General features: G+C 59.7%; 14 protein-coding genes. 10 read left to right on the top strand and 4 right to left on the bottom strand.

The annotated features are described in order from the left end of the window. Window positions 1-8: 8 nt before the first annotated feature. Window positions 9-515: a peptide deformylase gene (gene def / locus ACOI8A_RS20700; RefSeq protein ID WP_166222103.1), complete on the bottom strand. Its 507-nt coding sequence runs from the start codon at window positions 513-515 to the stop codon at window positions 9-11. A gap of 169 nt (window positions 516-684) precedes the next feature. Between def and ACOI8A_RS20695 the strand changes: the two genes are divergently transcribed. From ACOI8A_RS20695 to ACOI8A_RS20660, 8 genes are all read left to right on the top strand, one after another. Beyond that, window positions 685-1,710 (top strand): LysM peptidoglycan-binding domain-containing protein, encoded by a 1,026-nt coding sequence (locus ACOI8A_RS20695; protein WP_420650061.1) that lies wholly within the window; start codon window positions 685-687, stop codon window positions 1,708-1,710. 79 nt (window positions 1,711-1,789) lie between these two features. Next, window positions 1,790-2,890 carry a DNA-processing protein DprA gene (dprA, locus tag ACOI8A_RS20690; RefSeq protein ID WP_420650060.1) on the top strand — a complete coding sequence of 367 codons (1,101 nt, stop codon included), beginning with the start codon at window positions 1,790-1,792 and terminating at the stop codon, window positions 2,888-2,890. Between the two features lie 70 nt (window positions 2,891-2,960). Next, complete coding sequence (locus tag ACOI8A_RS20685) at window positions 2,961-3,518, top strand: L-threonylcarbamoyladenylate synthase (RefSeq protein WP_420650059.1); 558 nt, start codon at window positions 2,961-2,963, stop codon at window positions 3,516-3,518. 270 nt (window positions 3,519-3,788) lie between these two features. Beyond that, window positions 3,789-4,460: a hypothetical protein gene (locus ACOI8A_RS20680; RefSeq protein WP_420650058.1), complete on the top strand. Its 672-nt coding sequence runs from the start codon at window positions 3,789-3,791 to the stop codon at window positions 4,458-4,460. Next, a complete protein-coding gene (locus ACOI8A_RS20675) occupies window positions 4,432-5,172 on the top strand; it encodes an iron-containing redox enzyme family protein (protein ID WP_420650057.1) in 741 nt (246 codons plus the stop codon). Before ACOI8A_RS20680 ends, ACOI8A_RS20675 begins: the two co-directional genes overlap by 29 nt. 33 nt (window positions 5,173-5,205) lie before the next feature. After that, entirely contained in the window at window positions 5,206-6,300 is a 1,095-nt protein-coding gene (locus ACOI8A_RS20670) for a DUF3419 family protein (protein WP_420650056.1), read from the top strand. Next, a complete protein-coding gene (locus tag ACOI8A_RS20665; protein ID WP_420650055.1) occupies window positions 6,297-7,565 on the top strand; it encodes an aminotransferase class I/II-fold pyridoxal phosphate-dependent enzyme in 1,269 nt (422 codons plus the stop codon). Before ACOI8A_RS20670 ends, ACOI8A_RS20665 begins: the two co-directional genes overlap by 4 nt. Then, a complete protein-coding gene (locus ACOI8A_RS20660) occupies window positions 7,555-8,868 on the top strand; it encodes a phenylacetate--CoA ligase family protein (RefSeq protein ID WP_420650054.1) in 1,314 nt (437 codons plus the stop codon). Before ACOI8A_RS20665 ends, ACOI8A_RS20660 begins: the two co-directional genes overlap by 11 nt. A 23-nt stretch (window positions 8,869-8,891) precedes the next feature. Here the strand turns inward: ACOI8A_RS20660 and ACOI8A_RS20655 are convergent, their stop codons facing one another. Beyond that, the gene (locus ACOI8A_RS20655) at window positions 8,892-9,869 is read right to left on the bottom strand and encodes an NADPH:quinone reductase (protein WP_420650053.1); all 978 of its coding nucleotides are present in this window, start codon (window positions 9,867-9,869) and stop codon (window positions 8,892-8,894) included. A 178-nt stretch (window positions 9,870-10,047) separates the two neighbouring features. On the opposite strand from ACOI8A_RS20655, the gene hemF reads away from it, so the two are divergent. After that, window positions 10,048-10,962 (top strand): oxygen-dependent coproporphyrinogen oxidase, encoded by a 915-nt coding sequence (gene hemF, locus ACOI8A_RS20650; RefSeq protein WP_420650052.1) that lies wholly within the window; start codon window positions 10,048-10,050, stop codon window positions 10,960-10,962. Between the two features lie 13 nt (window positions 10,963-10,975). Beyond that, entirely contained in the window at window positions 10,976-11,797 is an 822-nt protein-coding gene (gene aroE / locus ACOI8A_RS20645) for a shikimate dehydrogenase (RefSeq protein WP_420650051.1), read from the top strand. 91 nt (window positions 11,798-11,888) lie between these two features. Here aroE and ACOI8A_RS20640 read toward each other — a convergent pair whose 3' ends face one another. Together ACOI8A_RS20640 and choX are read right to left on the bottom strand one after the other, a co-directional pair. Then, window positions 11,889-13,457, bottom strand: a complete 1,569-nt coding sequence (locus tag ACOI8A_RS20640; protein ID WP_420650050.1) for a SulP family inorganic anion transporter — start codon at window positions 13,455-13,457, stop codon at window positions 11,889-11,891. A 280-nt stretch (window positions 13,458-13,737) separates the two neighbouring features. Beyond that, window positions 13,738-14,658, bottom strand: coding sequence for a choline ABC transporter substrate-binding protein (choX, locus tag ACOI8A_RS20635; protein ID WP_420650049.1), 921 nt, complete (start codon window positions 14,656-14,658; stop codon window positions 13,738-13,740). Window positions 14,659-14,667 lie beyond the last annotated feature (9 nt).

Genomic DNA, 14,667 nt, shown 5'->3' with positions numbered 1-14,667 from the left:
GGAGGGCATCAAGCGTTCTGGCGATGAAGCTTTTCCAGCTTCTTCTTGATGCGATCGCGTTTGAGCGTGGACAGGTAATCGACGAACAATTTGCCGTTGAGGTGGTCGCATTCGTGCTGGATGCACACCGCGAGCAAGCCTTCGGCGATCAGTTCGTAAGGCTTGCCGTCGCGGTCCAGAGCCTTGATCTTGACCTTCTGCGGACGGTCGACGTTTTCGTAAAAGCCCGGTACCGAGAGGCAGCCTTCCTGGTATTGCTCCATTTCTTCGGTCAGCGATTCGAACTCGGGGTTGATGAACACCCGTGGCTCGGTGCGGTCTTCGGAAAGGTCCATCACGACGATACGTTTGTGCACGTTGACCTGGGTCGCGGCAAGGCCGATGCCCGGCGCTTCATACATTGTTTCAAACATGTCATCGACCAACTGACGCACTTCGTCGTCCACTACGGCCACAGGCTTGGCGATAGTGCGCAGACGCGGGTCCGGGAATTCGAGGATGTTTAAAATGGCCATAGGCTTGATTGCTGCACGCGTTGAGTAAAGTCGGGCGATGGCCTGGCAGGTCCGAAGATGCAGGCTACCGTTGTGAAACGTAGCGCCGTGCTTTTCAGAATAGAGCACGGAGCGAGCCACGGGGGCTCTGGCGTTTCACGCGAACGCACATAATAAAGGGATTCACCGCATGAGGAAATCACTACTCGCCCTGCTGTTTCTGGTCTCGGCCGGGGCAGCGCATGGGCAAGTGCAGCTCAAGGAAGGTTTTCCACAGCAATACACGGTGGTTTCGGGGGACACGCTCTGGGACATTTCCGGCAAATACCTGCGCGAACCCTGGCAGTGGCCACAGCTGTGGCAGGCTAATCCGCAGGTCGAAAACCCCAATCTGATCTATCCCGGCGACCTGCTGACCCTGAGTTACGTCAACGGCCAGCCGCGTCTGATGCTCAATCGCGGCGCCTCACGCGGCACGATCAAGCTGTCGCCACGCATCCGTACCAGCCCGGTGGCCGACGCGATTCCGAGCATTCCGCTGAAATCGATCAACAGCTTTCTGCTGAGCAACCGCATCGTCGACAAGGTCGAGGACTTCGACAAAGCGCCGTACATCGTCGCCGGCGATGCCGAACGCGTGCTCAGCGGCACCGGTGACCGGATCTTCGCACGTGGCCATTTCGACCCGAACCAGCCGGTCTACGGAATCTTCCGGCAAGGCAAGGTGTACACCGATCCGCAGACCAAGGAGTTTCTGGGGATCAACGCTGATGACATCGGTGGCGGTGAAATTGTGGCCACCGAAGGCGACGTCGCCACCCTCGCCCTGCAACGCACCACCCAGGAAGTCCGCCTCGGCGACCGCTTGTTCAGCGGCGAAGAGCGCTCGATCAATTCGACCTTCATGCCCAGTGCCCCGCAAGTCAATATCAATGGTCTGATCATCGACGTGCCGCGTGGCGTCACACAGATCGGCGCGATGGACGTTGTGACTTTGAACAAGGGTAAACGCGACGGTCTGGCCGAAGGCAATGTGCTGGTGGTGATGAAAACCGGCGAAACCGTACGCGACCGGGTCACCGGCCAGCCGCTGAAAATCCCCGACGAACGCGCTGGGTTGCTGATGGTGTTCCGCACCTACGACAAACTCAGTTACGGCCTCGTGCTCAACGCATCGCGCTCGCTGGCGGTGCTCGACAAGGTGCGAAATCCTTAGCTGGCTTAACAAGTTACCAACAGACTTATCCACAGCTTGTTCCGAATGGTTCGGGGCTTAGAACGGTCAAGGATGATCCATGATGATGTCCGTATGTACTCCGATTTCCCCGGCGGAACTGGAGGCGCGTTTGCGCCTGCACCGCCTGCCGGAAATCGGCCCGAAACGTTTTGCCAGACTGCTCGAGGCGTTTGGTTCGGCCTCCAAGGCAATCAGCGCGCCGGCCAGTGCCTGGCGCGCGTTGGGATTGCCGGCGGCGTGTGCCGAAGCACGGCGTTGCCCGGAGGTGCGCGATGGCGCCAGCCACGCGATGCGCTGGCTAGAGCGGCCGGGCCAGCATTTGTTGATGTGGGATCAGCCGGATTACCCGGCACTGCTGGCGCAGATTCCCGACCCGCCGCCGCTGCTGTTCGTCGCTGGCGACCCACTGATTCTTGAAAAACCGCAGTTGGCGATGGTTGGCAGTCGCCGCGCATCACGCCCGGGCATGGACACCGCCGCCGCGTTTTCCCGCAGCCTGGCCGGGGCCGGTTTCGTGATCACCAGTGGCCTGGCGCTGGGCATTGATGCGGCCGCGCATCAAGCCGCGCTGGATGTCGGCGGGCAAACCGTCGGGGTACTTGGGACGGGGCTGGAAAAATTTTATCCACAACGCAATCGACGTCTGGCCGACGACATGATCGCCGCGGGCAGCGCGGTGCTTTCCGAGTTTCCGCTGGACGCCGGGCCGAGCGCCAGCAACTTCCCCAGACGCAACCGGATCATCAGCGGCTTGTCCCTTGGCGTGCTGGTAGTCGAGGCAAGTGTGGCCAGCGGATCGCTGATCACCGCACGGCTGGCCGCGGAACAGGGGCGCGAGGTGTATGCGATTCCAGGCTCGATCCATCACCCCGGTGCGCGCGGCTGCCATCAGTTGATCCGCGACGGCGCGGTGCTGGTGGAAACCATCGAACACATCCTCGAAGCGTTGCGCGGCTGGCAGCATTTGCCGATGTCGGAGGCGACGACGAGCGTGGATAACCCACTATTGCGCCTGCTGCACGCGGCACCGCACACCAGCGAAGGGCTGGTCGACAGCAGTGGCTGGGCGCTGCCCAAAGTGCTGGCCGCATTGACCGAGCTGGAGATGGACGGCCGCGCAGTCTGCGAAAACGGCCGCTGGTTTGCGCGCATGATCTAACGTTCATACAGGCTGGGATTTACATTGAAGATCGGTAAACTGCGCGAAACCTGTTTGCGGAGAGTTTTTCATGGTCAACAGTTGGCGTGTGCAACAAGCCGCGCGAGAGATTCGTGCCGGGGCGGTCATTGCCTATCCAACCGAAGCCGTCTGGGGGTTGGGGTGCGATCCGTGGGATGAAGAAGCAGTGGAACGGTTGCTGATGCTCAAGGGCCGTTCGGTGGGCAAAGGCCTGATTCTGGTCGCCGACAATATCCGCCAGTTCGACTTCCTCTTCGAAGACTTCCCGGAGCTGTGGCTGGACCGCATGGCCAGCACCTGGCCGGGGCCGAACACGTGGCTGGTGCCGCATCGCAACCAGTTGCCGCAGTGGATCACCGGGGTGCACGAAACCGTGGCGCTGCGCGTCAGTGATCATCCACTGGTTCGCGACCTGTGTTCACTGGTCGGACCGCTAGTGTCGACATCGGCCAATCCACAAGGTCGGCCAGCAGCGCGCTCGCGGTTGCGGGTCGAGCAGTATTTCCGTGGCCAGCTTGATCTGGTGCTTGGCGGTTTGCTTGGTGGGCGCAAGAATCCCAGCATCATCCGTGATCTGGCCACCGGCCACGTCGTCCGTCCCGATTGATATAACACTGGTTTGATTTATCGATTACTCCTCGGCTTTTATAGCGAGGAGTACTACGCATGCCTGCGATTTTTCCTTCGAGTAAGTAGCAACTTACAACACGATGTTGTTTGTATTTTTCCTCCGTGTGTCAGATGTATCGACAAGCATCAAACTTTCGTGAATTTTCCCACGTCATTATCAGAATTCGCGAAGTGGCGATTTTTCTAAAACCATCCATCATTCAAGTGCGCCCGGACATTTCGAAAAGTTAACTTCTGCGGAGATGGAATGGATACTACGGATTTACAACTCACGGATTATCTGCAGGTACTCAAGGCGACGTTAAAGAGTCGTCATGAAAATTGTCGTATCGTTATTCTTGAAGCCGGATCAGACACGCGGGAGTTTGAACGTTTTGTTTCTCAGCAGTTTCGTCTGCGATTACAACATTACATGCTCACGTCCAGCGCAAGATCACTCGAAACACGCTTGGCAATTACATCACGCAGCACCCACTTCTTGCTGTATCAGGACGATCAGCCAGTGGCGGTATTAAGAGTTACACCTGCGCCGTTCGAGTGGGCAGCGCTGGCGCAGCAGCATGTATCTCCTACCGTGGCGCTGTCTCGGCATGTCGAGTTCAGCCGCTTGATCGCGCACTCGCCAAGTCACCTGCCGGTGTTGATCAATGGCCTGCTGGCGGCCGCGACCGATTGGGCGATCCAACACGGTTATGAGGGCGTCACTGCGCTGTGCCGATCTCCGCAGCGGCGTCTGTTCCAGCGCTTCGGGCTTACGCCGATTACCACCAATTCATTGCATATCGAGCAGCGCAAACGCGGCGATTACTGGCTGCTTTCAGCCAAGTGGCCGCAAATCCTTGCGGCCGTAAGTCCGCCAACCGACAAAATTCTCAACCAAACGGAAATCCATGCTGATGAACTCGCCCCGCAGTTTTGAACAACAGTTGAGCCGGCTAGATGACAGAATCGACAAGATCTGGGCGGATATCCTGGATAACTCGCAGTTGGTAAAAGTAATTCGCGAGGGCAATGTTTCCAAGGCGCTGTATGCGATATATATGATCGAAACCTTTCACTACACCGCCCACAACGCGAGAAATCAGGGGTTGGTGGGTGTCCGACATGCGGATAATCCGGTATATGCCAAATTCTGCTTTGAACACGCAGCGCAAGAAGTCGGCCATGAAAGAATGGCGTTGCACGATGTCATGAGTCTTGGTTTGAAGAATCAAGTTTTCGATATGCCATCTGCACTTCCAGCAACCAACGTTCTGATTGCTTACTTGTACTGGATTTCCTTTACAGGTAATCCCCTGCAACGGCTCGGTTACAGTTATTGGGCGGAAAACGCCTACCAGTTCATCATGCCAATCATCAATCAACTGAGTGAAACGCTGGCGCTGAAACCTGCCCAGCTGACCTTCTTCATTGCCCATTCCGACATTGATATCGAGCACTTCAACGAAATTAAACTCATGCTGCAGCGCACGTGCAAGAACCAGGCTGATTGGGATGCGATTGCCAGCGTAATGGAAACCAGTCTGCGCCTGACCGGCAATATGCTTGAAGCTGTATATGAGCAATATGAGGCTTGGCAAAAAGGCCTGGCGCCGCGTTATGACTTTCTCCACGCCCTGGACCGGTCATGAGAGCCCGACACCCTCCGATGAGCGGAGGCGCGAATGGCTGAATATTTCGAGCGGCTCAACTACACGCTGGGGGATGAAGACACAGCACTTGAGCACGCGATTCTGCCCGAGCGTGCCAAACATATAGTCGGTGTCGCCGGGTGTGGCGGGCGGCTGTTGCCGCTGTTGGCCCGCAGTCCGATGCGCATGACCTGCACCGATATAAGTGCGCCGCAACTCGCCTTCACGCGGTTGCGATTTGCTCTTCTGGGGCAGACCGATCACGCGTCGTTCATGGCATTCATGGGCTACCAGCCTGAGAGTTCGGCGATACGCCGCCAGTCGATTTTTCAGCAGCTGAATTTGCCCTCGGCGGATCGCCGCTGGCTGGCGGAGTTGTTCCGGTCCCGTGACGGGAAGGCACCGATTTACATGGGTGCTTTCGAGCAGACGTTGCAGCGGCTGGCCAAGGTCAACGGGTTGTTTACCGGAAGGGCGGGTCGAGAAATTTTCCGACACAGCGAACTTGGCGCGCAGACGGAATATTACCGAAGCCGTTTCCCGCTCACGCGCTGGAAAGCGGTAATCGCGCTGCTGGGGAACGCGGCAGTGCTCAACTCGCTGCTGTATCGAGGCTCATTTCCACCCAACAATCTTGGTATCAGTTCGCGCACGGCATATCAGCAGATTTTCCACGCCTTGTTTACCACTCAAGTGGTGAAGGAGAGCTTTTTCCTGCAAATGCTGTTCTTCGGAGAACTGCGCTATCCGCAGGGCTACCCACTGGAATGTGACCCGAAAATTTTCAGCCGTGCGCGCGAGGGACTACACCAGTGCGAATTGCGCGTGGTGCAGGCGGACATCCTCGATTGTGTTGCCACGTCTGCGGATGTCGATTTCGTCTCGCTGTCGGACGTGCCGTCCTTCATGCCCCAGGGGGCCGGCGCCAGTGTCTTGCAACGTCTGCGCCCGGCGCTGAGCGGGCAGGCGTTGATAGTCATGCGTGGCCATTTGCATGTGGTGCAGCCTGATAGTGCAGGTTTCTGCGATATCACCGCCCAATACCAGCCAGTGATCGAACGCGAAACAACCCAGTTATGGCGTGTGCAGATCTATCGCCAGACGCCCCCTTTGCAGGCATTCCCATGAACACGATTCAACCAACCGTAAATTGGGTCAAAAACCGTGTGCGTCAGGCGCGGGACGATCAGCAGCAATTGTTCGAAGCCGGGCTCAACGGTTTGAACCTGGTACACCGTCAGGGCAAGGAGATCGAGCTGAGCAGTGGCGAGCGACTCACCGAGTTTCTTTCATGCTCCTACCTGGGACTTGAGTGCGATACACGCCTGATTCAAGGCGCGGTAAACGCCGTCGAATCCTTCGGCGTGCAGTTCGCTGCTGCGCGAACCCGGGCCCTGCTGCCGCCCATGCGAGAGCTGGATGAGCAACTGAACCGGATATTCCAGGGGCATTCGGTGACCTTCAACTCGGTAGGCAGCGCGCATCTTGGCTGTCTGCCGCTGCTCGGATCCGGCGAGTTGCCTTCCTATCCCTTGCGTCGTGGACCTGGCTGGATCGTCGACCGGGCTGCGCATGCCTCGATGCAAGTGCTGCAGGGCATTCTGTGCCAGTTCGGCCCCGTGCTGCGTTGCGATTGCAGCGATCTCGAGCAAGTGGAGCACGCATGCTCTACTGCGGTTGCGGCTGGCAATACACCGATCATCCTCACCGACAGCATCGGCTCAATGCGCGGTTTGTATCCGGTCAACCGTCTGCTGCAACTGGCGGAGCGTTTCGACGGTTATCTCTACGCGGATGATGCCCACGGCACTTCGATTCATGGCGAAGCAGGCGGTGGCTATGCGCTTTTCGCAGCCGACCAGCGACAGCGCGCTCGTCTGATCCTGCTGTCCTCGCTGTCCAAGGCGTTCGGCGCCACCGGCGGTGCAATTACTGTGCACACGGCGGCTGATGCCGAGATGATACGGCGCCATGCGTCGACCTATACCTTTGGCGGGCCACTGTCCATGGGCGGCGTGGGCGCAGCAGTCGCCTCCGGCAAAATCCACCTTTCCCCTGAGCTGGGACAGTTGCAGGCGAATCTGTGGCGCAATGTGGCCGTGATCGACGGTCTGCTCGGGCCGGTGCTGGGCAACCATCAAGTGGCCTCACCCATTCGGTTCGTGCGCGTCGGCGCCGAGAGCGATGCGATCAACCTTGCGCTGCATCTGCGCCGACAGACGATTGCGGTCACCACCGCTGTGTTTCCGGTAGTGGCCAAGGGCGAGGCGATCCTGCGTCTGGCCATCAGTGCCAGTCATAGCCAGGCCCAGCTGGAGCATCTCGCGAGCGCTGTCGGCAGCGGGTTCGATGCGTTGGGTATTCGTCAGGGGGGGCGTGGCGATGAGCAGTGATCCGATAATCAATGCCGGTGCTGACGGGGATACTGCTGACGCCTTTGCGCGCAAATTGGCGCACGCGCGCTCCCTGCCGTGGTTCAGCGCGTTATATCCCCAGCTCAGAGACGTGCAGACCGCAAACGACCTGCATCGACTGCCGATTCAAGCCGTGGAGGACGAGCACGGCGGTGTGCTGTTCTCCGTGCTCGGCGAAGCCTCACACCGCGCACCGGGCGGTGGCCTGACTCTCACGTCGGGAGGCAGCACCGGCAACCGTAAGCACATCACCCATTCATGGGCGTTCAATACCGGCATCGTTTCCTTGGGTGCGCGGATGTTTGGGGAGGCTGACGAACGTCCAGGCATCGTCATCAACTGTCTGACCTGCGGTGAAATGCAGGGAGCCTTTCAATACGCATCGGCGGTCGTCCAGCACATTGGTGCGCGCCTGTTGCCCGCCGGTTCGCAGATGGGCGTTCAACGGATTGCCGAGCTGATTCAGTCACAGGCGGCCGATGCGCTGATTTGCACACCCTCCTTCGCTGCGGCGCTGTTCAACCATGATCAGATCGGCGCAGCGCAGTTAGGCAGTCTGAAGTGGCTGTACTACATCGGAGAACCCTGCAGTCAATCGTTGCGCGAACAACTCACCCGGGACTGGCCGATGCTGAAGATAAGGTCGTTCGGCTACAGCTCTACGGAAACCGGCCCCATCGGCTTTCAATGCGCACACCTTGAGCACGGGTTTTATCATCTGCATGCCGACGCGATGCTGCTCGAAGTAGTTGATCCCGTGACCCTGCAAGCCATGCCCGAAGAGCAGACCGGCGAATTACTGTTGACGCCGCTGCTGCCCGATCACGTGCCGTTGTTGCGGTACAGGATTGGCGATCGTGGGCGAATGCTGCGCAAGCTGGCGAATTGCGCCTGTGGCAGTTCCTGGCCCGTGCTGGAGCTCGAGGGTCTGGTCGAAACATCGATCAAGCTGGGCGGCGCGATCATCACTCAGCGGCAGGTAATGCATGCGCTCGGTCAGATGTTGCCCAAGTTGTGCGCCGCCGATATTCAGGTGCAGGTCGATCATCAGGCTAACGGTGCTCGCATGCGTCTGGTCATCGCCCAGGAAAAACTGGCTGCCGATGCGCAGGCGGTGATCGAACGGGCACTGCAGGTCGAGGCGCAGGCGAGCGCATTGCTCGGCTTGCCCGGAGTATTGGGGTTGCAGGTGCAGCGTCTGGCCCGAGAGGACTTTGTAACAACCTCGGCCGGCAAGACGCCGTTTTTTGTTGAGTTGCAACTTACCCCGACCAACTTATGAAGCATCGCCGGGGCAGCTTGTCGTCATGGCAGCAGGATGGTCGAACCCGTGGTGCGCCGCGCCGACAACTCGGTCTGCGCCTTCGCCGCTTCAGCCAGTGGATAACGCTGACTGATATCCACCTTTATCTTGCCGCTGATGATCATCTCGAACAGCTCATCCGCCATCCGTTGCAGGTTCGCGGCATTGTTGGCGTAAGTCGCCAGGGTCGGCCGGGTCACGTACAGCGAACCTTTCGCCGACAGGATCCCCAGGTTCACCCCGTCCACCGCGCCGGACGCATTACCGAAACTCACCAGCAGACCGCGCGGCGCCACGCTGTCGAGCGAGGTCAGCCAGGTGTCCTTGCCAACCCCGTCGTAGACCACCGGGACTTTCTTGCCGTCGGTCAACTCCAGCACCCGCTGGGCAACGTTTTCGTGGCTGTAGTCGATGGTCGCCCATGCGCCGTTAGCCTTGGCCAGGTCGGCTTTCTCTTTCGAGCTGACCGTACCGATCAGTTTCATGCCGAGAGCCTTGGCCCATTGGCAGGCCAGCGAACCGACGCCACCGGCGGCGGCGTGGAACAGAATGGTTTCACCAGCCTTGAGTTCATAAGTCTGACGCAGCAGATATTGCACGGTCAGGCCTTTAAGCATGACCCCGGCGGCGGTTTCGAAACTGATGGCGTCGGGCAGCTTCACCAGATTGGCTTCGGGCAGGACGTGCAGTTCGCTATAAGCACCCAACGGGCCACTGCCATACGCCACGCGATCACCGACCTTGAAGCGGGTGACTTCGCTGCCCACCGCGTCAACGATGCCGGCACCCTCGGCACCGAGACCCGACGGCAATGCTGGCGGCGCGTACAGACCGCTGCGGTAGTAGGTGTCGATGAAGTTCAGGCCGATGGCCTTGTTGCTCACGCGCACCTGCTGCGGGCCGGGCTCGGCGGGCTGGTAGTCAACGTACTCGAGCACTTCGGGGCCGCCGTGGGCGCGGAACTGGATTCGCTTTGCCATCTGCCTATTCCTTGGGTCGTTTGCGAGCTGCCTATCGAACTCCCAACCTTGATCTTCGTCAACTGCGGCGTGCCGGCCTGCGATGGTATGCTACGCGCCCATTTGCGCCGCCCCCCATTGCCTGCGGGGGCGCCGCGTAGTTTTGCCCGATCTGTTTTACCCGATCCAAGGTGATGCCATGACGACCCGCACCGACGCCGTAAAAGCCTATCTGCTCGACCTGCAAGATCGCATCTGCGCTGCGCTGGAAGCCGAGGACGGCGGCACGCGCTTCGTCGAAGACGCCTGGTCTCGTCCGGCTGGGGGCGGCGGTCGCACTCGAGTGATCGAGAACGGCGCGTTGATCGAAAAGGGCGGCGTAAACTTTTCCCATGTGTTCGGCAGTGGTCTGCCACCGTCGGCCAGCGCCCATCGGCCGGAACTGGCCGGACGCGGCTTTGAAGCCCTCGGCGTGTCGCTGGTGATTCACCCGCACAACCCGCATGTGCCGACGTCCCACGCCAATGTGCGTTTTTTCATCGCCGAGAAAGAAGGCGAAGATCCGGTATGGTGGTTCGGTGGCGGCTTCGACCTGACCCCGTATTACGGCAATGAAGAAGATTGCATCCATTGGCACCGCGTGGCCGAGCATGCCTGCGCGCCGTTCGGCCCGGACGTTTACTCGCGCTACAAGGCGTGGTGCGACAGCTACTTCCACATCAAGCACCGTCACGAACCGCGGGGCATCGGCGGACTGTTCTTCGACGACCTGAACGAGTGGGACTTCGACACCAGTTTCGCCTTCATGCGCGCCATCGGTGACGCCTACATCGATGCGTATCTGCCAATCGTGCAGCGGCGCAAGCACGATGAGTTCACCGCCAAGCAGCGCGAGTTCCAGGAATTCCGCCGTGGCCGTTACGTTGAATTCAACCTGGTTTACGACCGTGGCACGCTGTTCGGCCTGCAATCGGGCGGACGCACCGAGTCAATCCTGATGTCGCTGCCGCCGCAGGTGCGCTGGGCCTACGACTGGAAGGCCGAGCCGGGTAGCGAAGAGGCACGCCTGACCGACTATTTTCTGCAAGACCGCGACTGGCTGGCCCAGGCCTGAACGAGGAGTTGTGATGGATCGTTACGTCGTTTTCGGTAACCCGATCGGCCACAGCAAGTCGCCGCTGATTCACAAACTGTTCGCCGAGCAGACCGGGCAGAGCCTCGACTACAGCACACTGCTGGCGCCGCTCGACGATTTTTCCGGTTGCGCCAAGGCGTTTTTCGAGCAAGGTCGCGGCGCCAACGTAACCGTGCCGTTCAAGGAAGACGCCTATCGCCTGGCCAACAGCCTGACCGCGCGCGCTGAGCGTGCCGGCGCAGTGAATACCCTGAGCAAACTCGCCGACGGTTCGCTGCTCGGCGACAACACCGACGGCGCCGGACTGGTACGCGATCTGACGGTGAATGCCGGTTTCAGCCTGACCGGCAAACGCATTCTGCTGCTCGGCGCTGGTGGTGCAGTGCGCGGAGCGCTGGAGCCGTTGCTGGCGGAAAAACCGGCGTCGGTGATCATTGCCAATCGCACGGTGGAAAAAGCCGAATTGCTGGCGGAGTTATTCATCGATCTGGGGCCGGTGTCGGCCAGTGGTTTCGACTGGTTGCGCGAGCCGGTGGACGTGATTATCAACGCCACATCCGCCAGCCTGACCGGCGATGTCCCGCCGATTGCACCGAGCCTGATCGAGCCGGGTAAAACCCTGTGCTACGACATGATGTATGGCAAGGAGCCGACGGCGTTTTGTCGTTGGGCCAGCGAGCATGGCGCGGCGGTGTCGATGGATGGGTTGGGGATGTTGGCTGAGCAAGCGGCAGAGGCGTTTTTGCTGTGGCGCGGGGTGCGCCCGGATACTGCGCCCGTGCTCGCCGAACTGCGCCGCCAACTGGCCCTTTAAAAGCATCGCTGGCAAGCCAGCTCCCACAAGGATCACCTGAAGCCCTGTGGGAGCTGGCTTGCCAGCGATTGAAGTCGACACCGATATCTGATCACTCCTCAAAGCGGATCGGACATTTCTCCGGCCCTTCCAGCTTCCTCAACTCCTCAACCACCTGCGGCCGCGCGCGGCGCAATGTCAGGCAGCGTCCCTGTTTGAGCAAGCGCCGCGCCTCTTGATGCAGCATTTCTACCCCGGAATAATCGATGAAGTTGATCTGCTGTGCTTCGATCACCACGCGCGCGCCGTGCATGCGTTGCAGGCGCACTTGCAGGTAATGGCTGGCGCCGAAAAAGATCGACCCGCCGACCCGCAGCACATCATCCTCGCCATCGCGCCAATGCTGCACGCGCGGCTGTGAGGTGCGCTTGAGATAGAAAAAAAGCGACGCCAGCACTCCGGCATAAATCGCTGTCTGCAATTCCAGCAGCAAGGTGGCGAGACAGGTCAAAGCCATCACCAAGAATTCTGCGCGGCTGACCCTCAGCAGTGAGCGAATGCCGCGAATATCCACCAGCCCCCAGGCGATCAACAGAATGCTGCCGGCCATTGCCGGGATAGGGATGTGCGCGATGAGTCCCGCGCCGAAAATCGCGAACAGCGCCACCCATAACGCCGAAAACACCCCGGCCAATGGCGAGCAGGCGCCCGCCTCATAGCTCAGCCCGGAGCGAGTGAATGACCCGGCGGACAACGATCCAGAGAACAACGCGCCGACGATATTGGATAAACCCTGAGCGCGGACTTCCTGATTGGCATCGAGCAACTGCTGCGAGCGCGCGGAAATCGAGCGCGCAATCGACAGACTCGTAACCAGTCCGAGCATGCCCACCGCCACAGCGCTCGGCAGCAGGCGCAGGATCACGTCCAGATCCAGATCCAGCGCACTGAACGGCGGCAAACGTCCAACGAAGGCGCTGACCAATTGCACATGGCCGAACATCGCCGGCCACAGCCACACCAGCAGACTGCCGAGCACCAGCGTGATCAACAGCGTTGGCCAGCGCGGCAGCAACTGTTTCAACATCGCGCCGACCAGCATCGTGGCCACACCGAGCGCGAGCGAGGGTTTATCCACAGTTCCCAGATGCCGCAGCAGATCCATCAGGCTGTCCAATGCCGTGGCTTTGCTCTGTAACTCCAGCCCGAGCAGGTTGGGTAATTGACCGATGACAATCACCACCGCCGCGCCGAGGGTGAAACCCAGCACCACCGAATGCGAGACGAAATTCACCAGCGCGCCGAAGCGCAACAGGCCGAGCAACCACTGGAAAACTCCGGCGAGGAAGGTCAGCAGCAAAATCAGGGTGATGTAGTCCTGTGATGCCGGGACAGCAAGTGGACTGACGCTGGCGTAAAGCACAATGGAGATTGCGGCTGTGGGGCCGCAGATCAGGTGCCACGAAGAACCCCATAAGCAGGCGATCAGGACCGGGATGATTGCCGCGTAGAGGCCGTATTCAGGTGGGAGACCGGCGATCAGCGCGTAGGCAATCGACTGCGGCAACGCGAGAATCGCACCGCTGAGACCGACGATCAGGTCGCGCCCGACACTGGCGCGGGTCTGCCGGGGCAGCCAGGTCAGGAAGGGCAGGAGTGAGCGGCGGGTCGGGAGGGGCATGTGGTCTCGCGGTTTGGTATTTGGGTGTTTGCAAGGGGATCAGGGTGTCAGTAGAAGAGCCCCTCACCCTAACCCTCCCGAAACATCGGACCGCCCGGAGGGAGAGGGGACTGACCGAGGTGTTGATTCGAAATTCATCGACCTGAAAGTCTTCAGTCGAACTCAGGTTCTGAAACCAACGACGGTCGGCTCCCTTTCCCCCTCGCCCCCCATGGGGGGAGAGGGTTGGGGTGAGGGGGGAAAAGATCTTGAGCGAACATAAGTCGTCAGCACCCCACGATCAGAGCTTGGCCTTCACCGCCCCTAAAGCATCTTTCCCGTCTACGGTTTTCACCCCCTCCAGCCACTTATCCAACACCCCGGGATTCGCTTTGATCCAGGCCTTCGCCGCTTGAGCGTTGCTGACTTTGTTGTTCACCACCTCAGCCATGATGCTGTTCTCCATCTCCTGGGTGAACGTCAGATTGGTCAGCAACTTGCCCACATTCGGACAGGCTTCGGCATAGCCCTTGCGCGTCAGGGTAAATACGCTGCCGGTGTCGCCAAAGTACTTCTCGCCACCCTTCAGATAATGCATTTTCAACTGCACGTTCATCGGGTGCGGCGTCCAGCCGAGGAAGGTCACGAATTTCTGCTTCTTCACTGCCCGCGATACTTCGGCCAGCATTGCTTGTTCGCTGGACTCGATCAACTTCCACTGGCCTAGATCAAAATCGTTTTTCTTGATGATCTCTTGCAGCGAGATGTTGGCTGGCGCGCCCGAGCCGATCCCGTAGATTTTCTTCTCGAACTTGTCGGCGTATTTATTCAGGTCGGCAAAGTCATGCACACCCGCATCCCACACGTAATCCGGCACGGCGAGGGTGAACTCGGTGCCTTCGAGGTTCTTCGCCAGTTGCGTCACCTCGCCGGTCGCGACGAACTTGTCATAGAACCCCTGCTGCGCGGGCATCCAGTTGCCGAGGAACACGTCAACCTGGCCATCCTTCAATCCGCCAAAGGTGATCGGCACTGCAAGGGTGTCGACCTTGGCCTTGTAGCCCATGCCGTCCAGCAGAAACCCGGTGATCGCGTTGGTCGCGGCAATGTCGCTCCAGCCCGGATCGGCCATTTTTACCGTGTCGCAACTCTGCTCGGCGTAGGCCGAAGCGCTGCCCAGAGCCAGCAGGCTGACGGTGACCACTGTGGATAACTTGAGCATGGACTTCCC

Origin of the sequence: Pseudomonas sp. P4795, assembly GCF_048822895.1 — a bacterium.
Classification (GTDB): Bacteria; Pseudomonadota; Gammaproteobacteria; order Pseudomonadales; family Pseudomonadaceae; genus Aquipseudomonas.
This window is presented reverse-complemented; position numbering and strand designations above follow the sequence as displayed.

Coding starts and splice junctions, on each gene's coding strand:
- hemF (WP_420650052.1), top strand. CDS start 10,048: ATGACGACCCGCACCGACGCCGTAAAAGCCTATCTGCTCGACCTGCAA.
- ACOI8A_RS20655 (WP_420650053.1), bottom strand. CDS start 9,869: ATGGCAAAGCGAATCCAGTTCCGCGCCCACGGCGGCCCCGAAGTGCTC.
- choX (WP_420650049.1), bottom strand. CDS start 14,658: ATGCTCAAGTTATCCACAGTGGTCACCGTCAGCCTGCTGGCTCTGGGC.
- ACOI8A_RS20680 (WP_420650058.1), top strand. CDS start 3,789: ATGGATACTACGGATTTACAACTCACGGATTATCTGCAGGTACTCAAG.
- ACOI8A_RS20660 (WP_420650054.1), top strand. CDS start 7,555: ATGAGCAGTGATCCGATAATCAATGCCGGTGCTGACGGGGATACTGCT.
- ACOI8A_RS20675 (WP_420650057.1), top strand. CDS start 4,432: ATGCTGATGAACTCGCCCCGCAGTTTTGAACAACAGTTGAGCCGGCTA.
- dprA (WP_420650060.1), top strand. CDS start 1,790: ATGATGATGTCCGTATGTACTCCGATTTCCCCGGCGGAACTGGAGGCG.
- aroE (WP_420650051.1), top strand. CDS start 10,976: ATGGATCGTTACGTCGTTTTCGGTAACCCGATCGGCCACAGCAAGTCG.
- ACOI8A_RS20685 (WP_420650059.1), top strand. CDS start 2,961: ATGGTCAACAGTTGGCGTGTGCAACAAGCCGCGCGAGAGATTCGTGCC.
- ACOI8A_RS20640 (WP_420650050.1), bottom strand. CDS start 13,457: ATGCCCCTCCCGACCCGCCGCTCACTCCTGCCCTTCCTGACCTGGCTG.
- def (WP_166222103.1), bottom strand. CDS start 515: ATGGCCATTTTAAACATCCTCGAATTCCCGGACCCGCGTCTGCGCACT.
- ACOI8A_RS20665 (WP_420650055.1), top strand. CDS start 6,297: ATGAACACGATTCAACCAACCGTAAATTGGGTCAAAAACCGTGTGCGT.
- ACOI8A_RS20695 (WP_420650061.1), top strand. CDS start 685: ATGAGGAAATCACTACTCGCCCTGCTGTTTCTGGTCTCGGCCGGGGCA.
- ACOI8A_RS20670 (WP_420650056.1), top strand. CDS start 5,206: ATGGCTGAATATTTCGAGCGGCTCAACTACACGCTGGGGGATGAAGAC.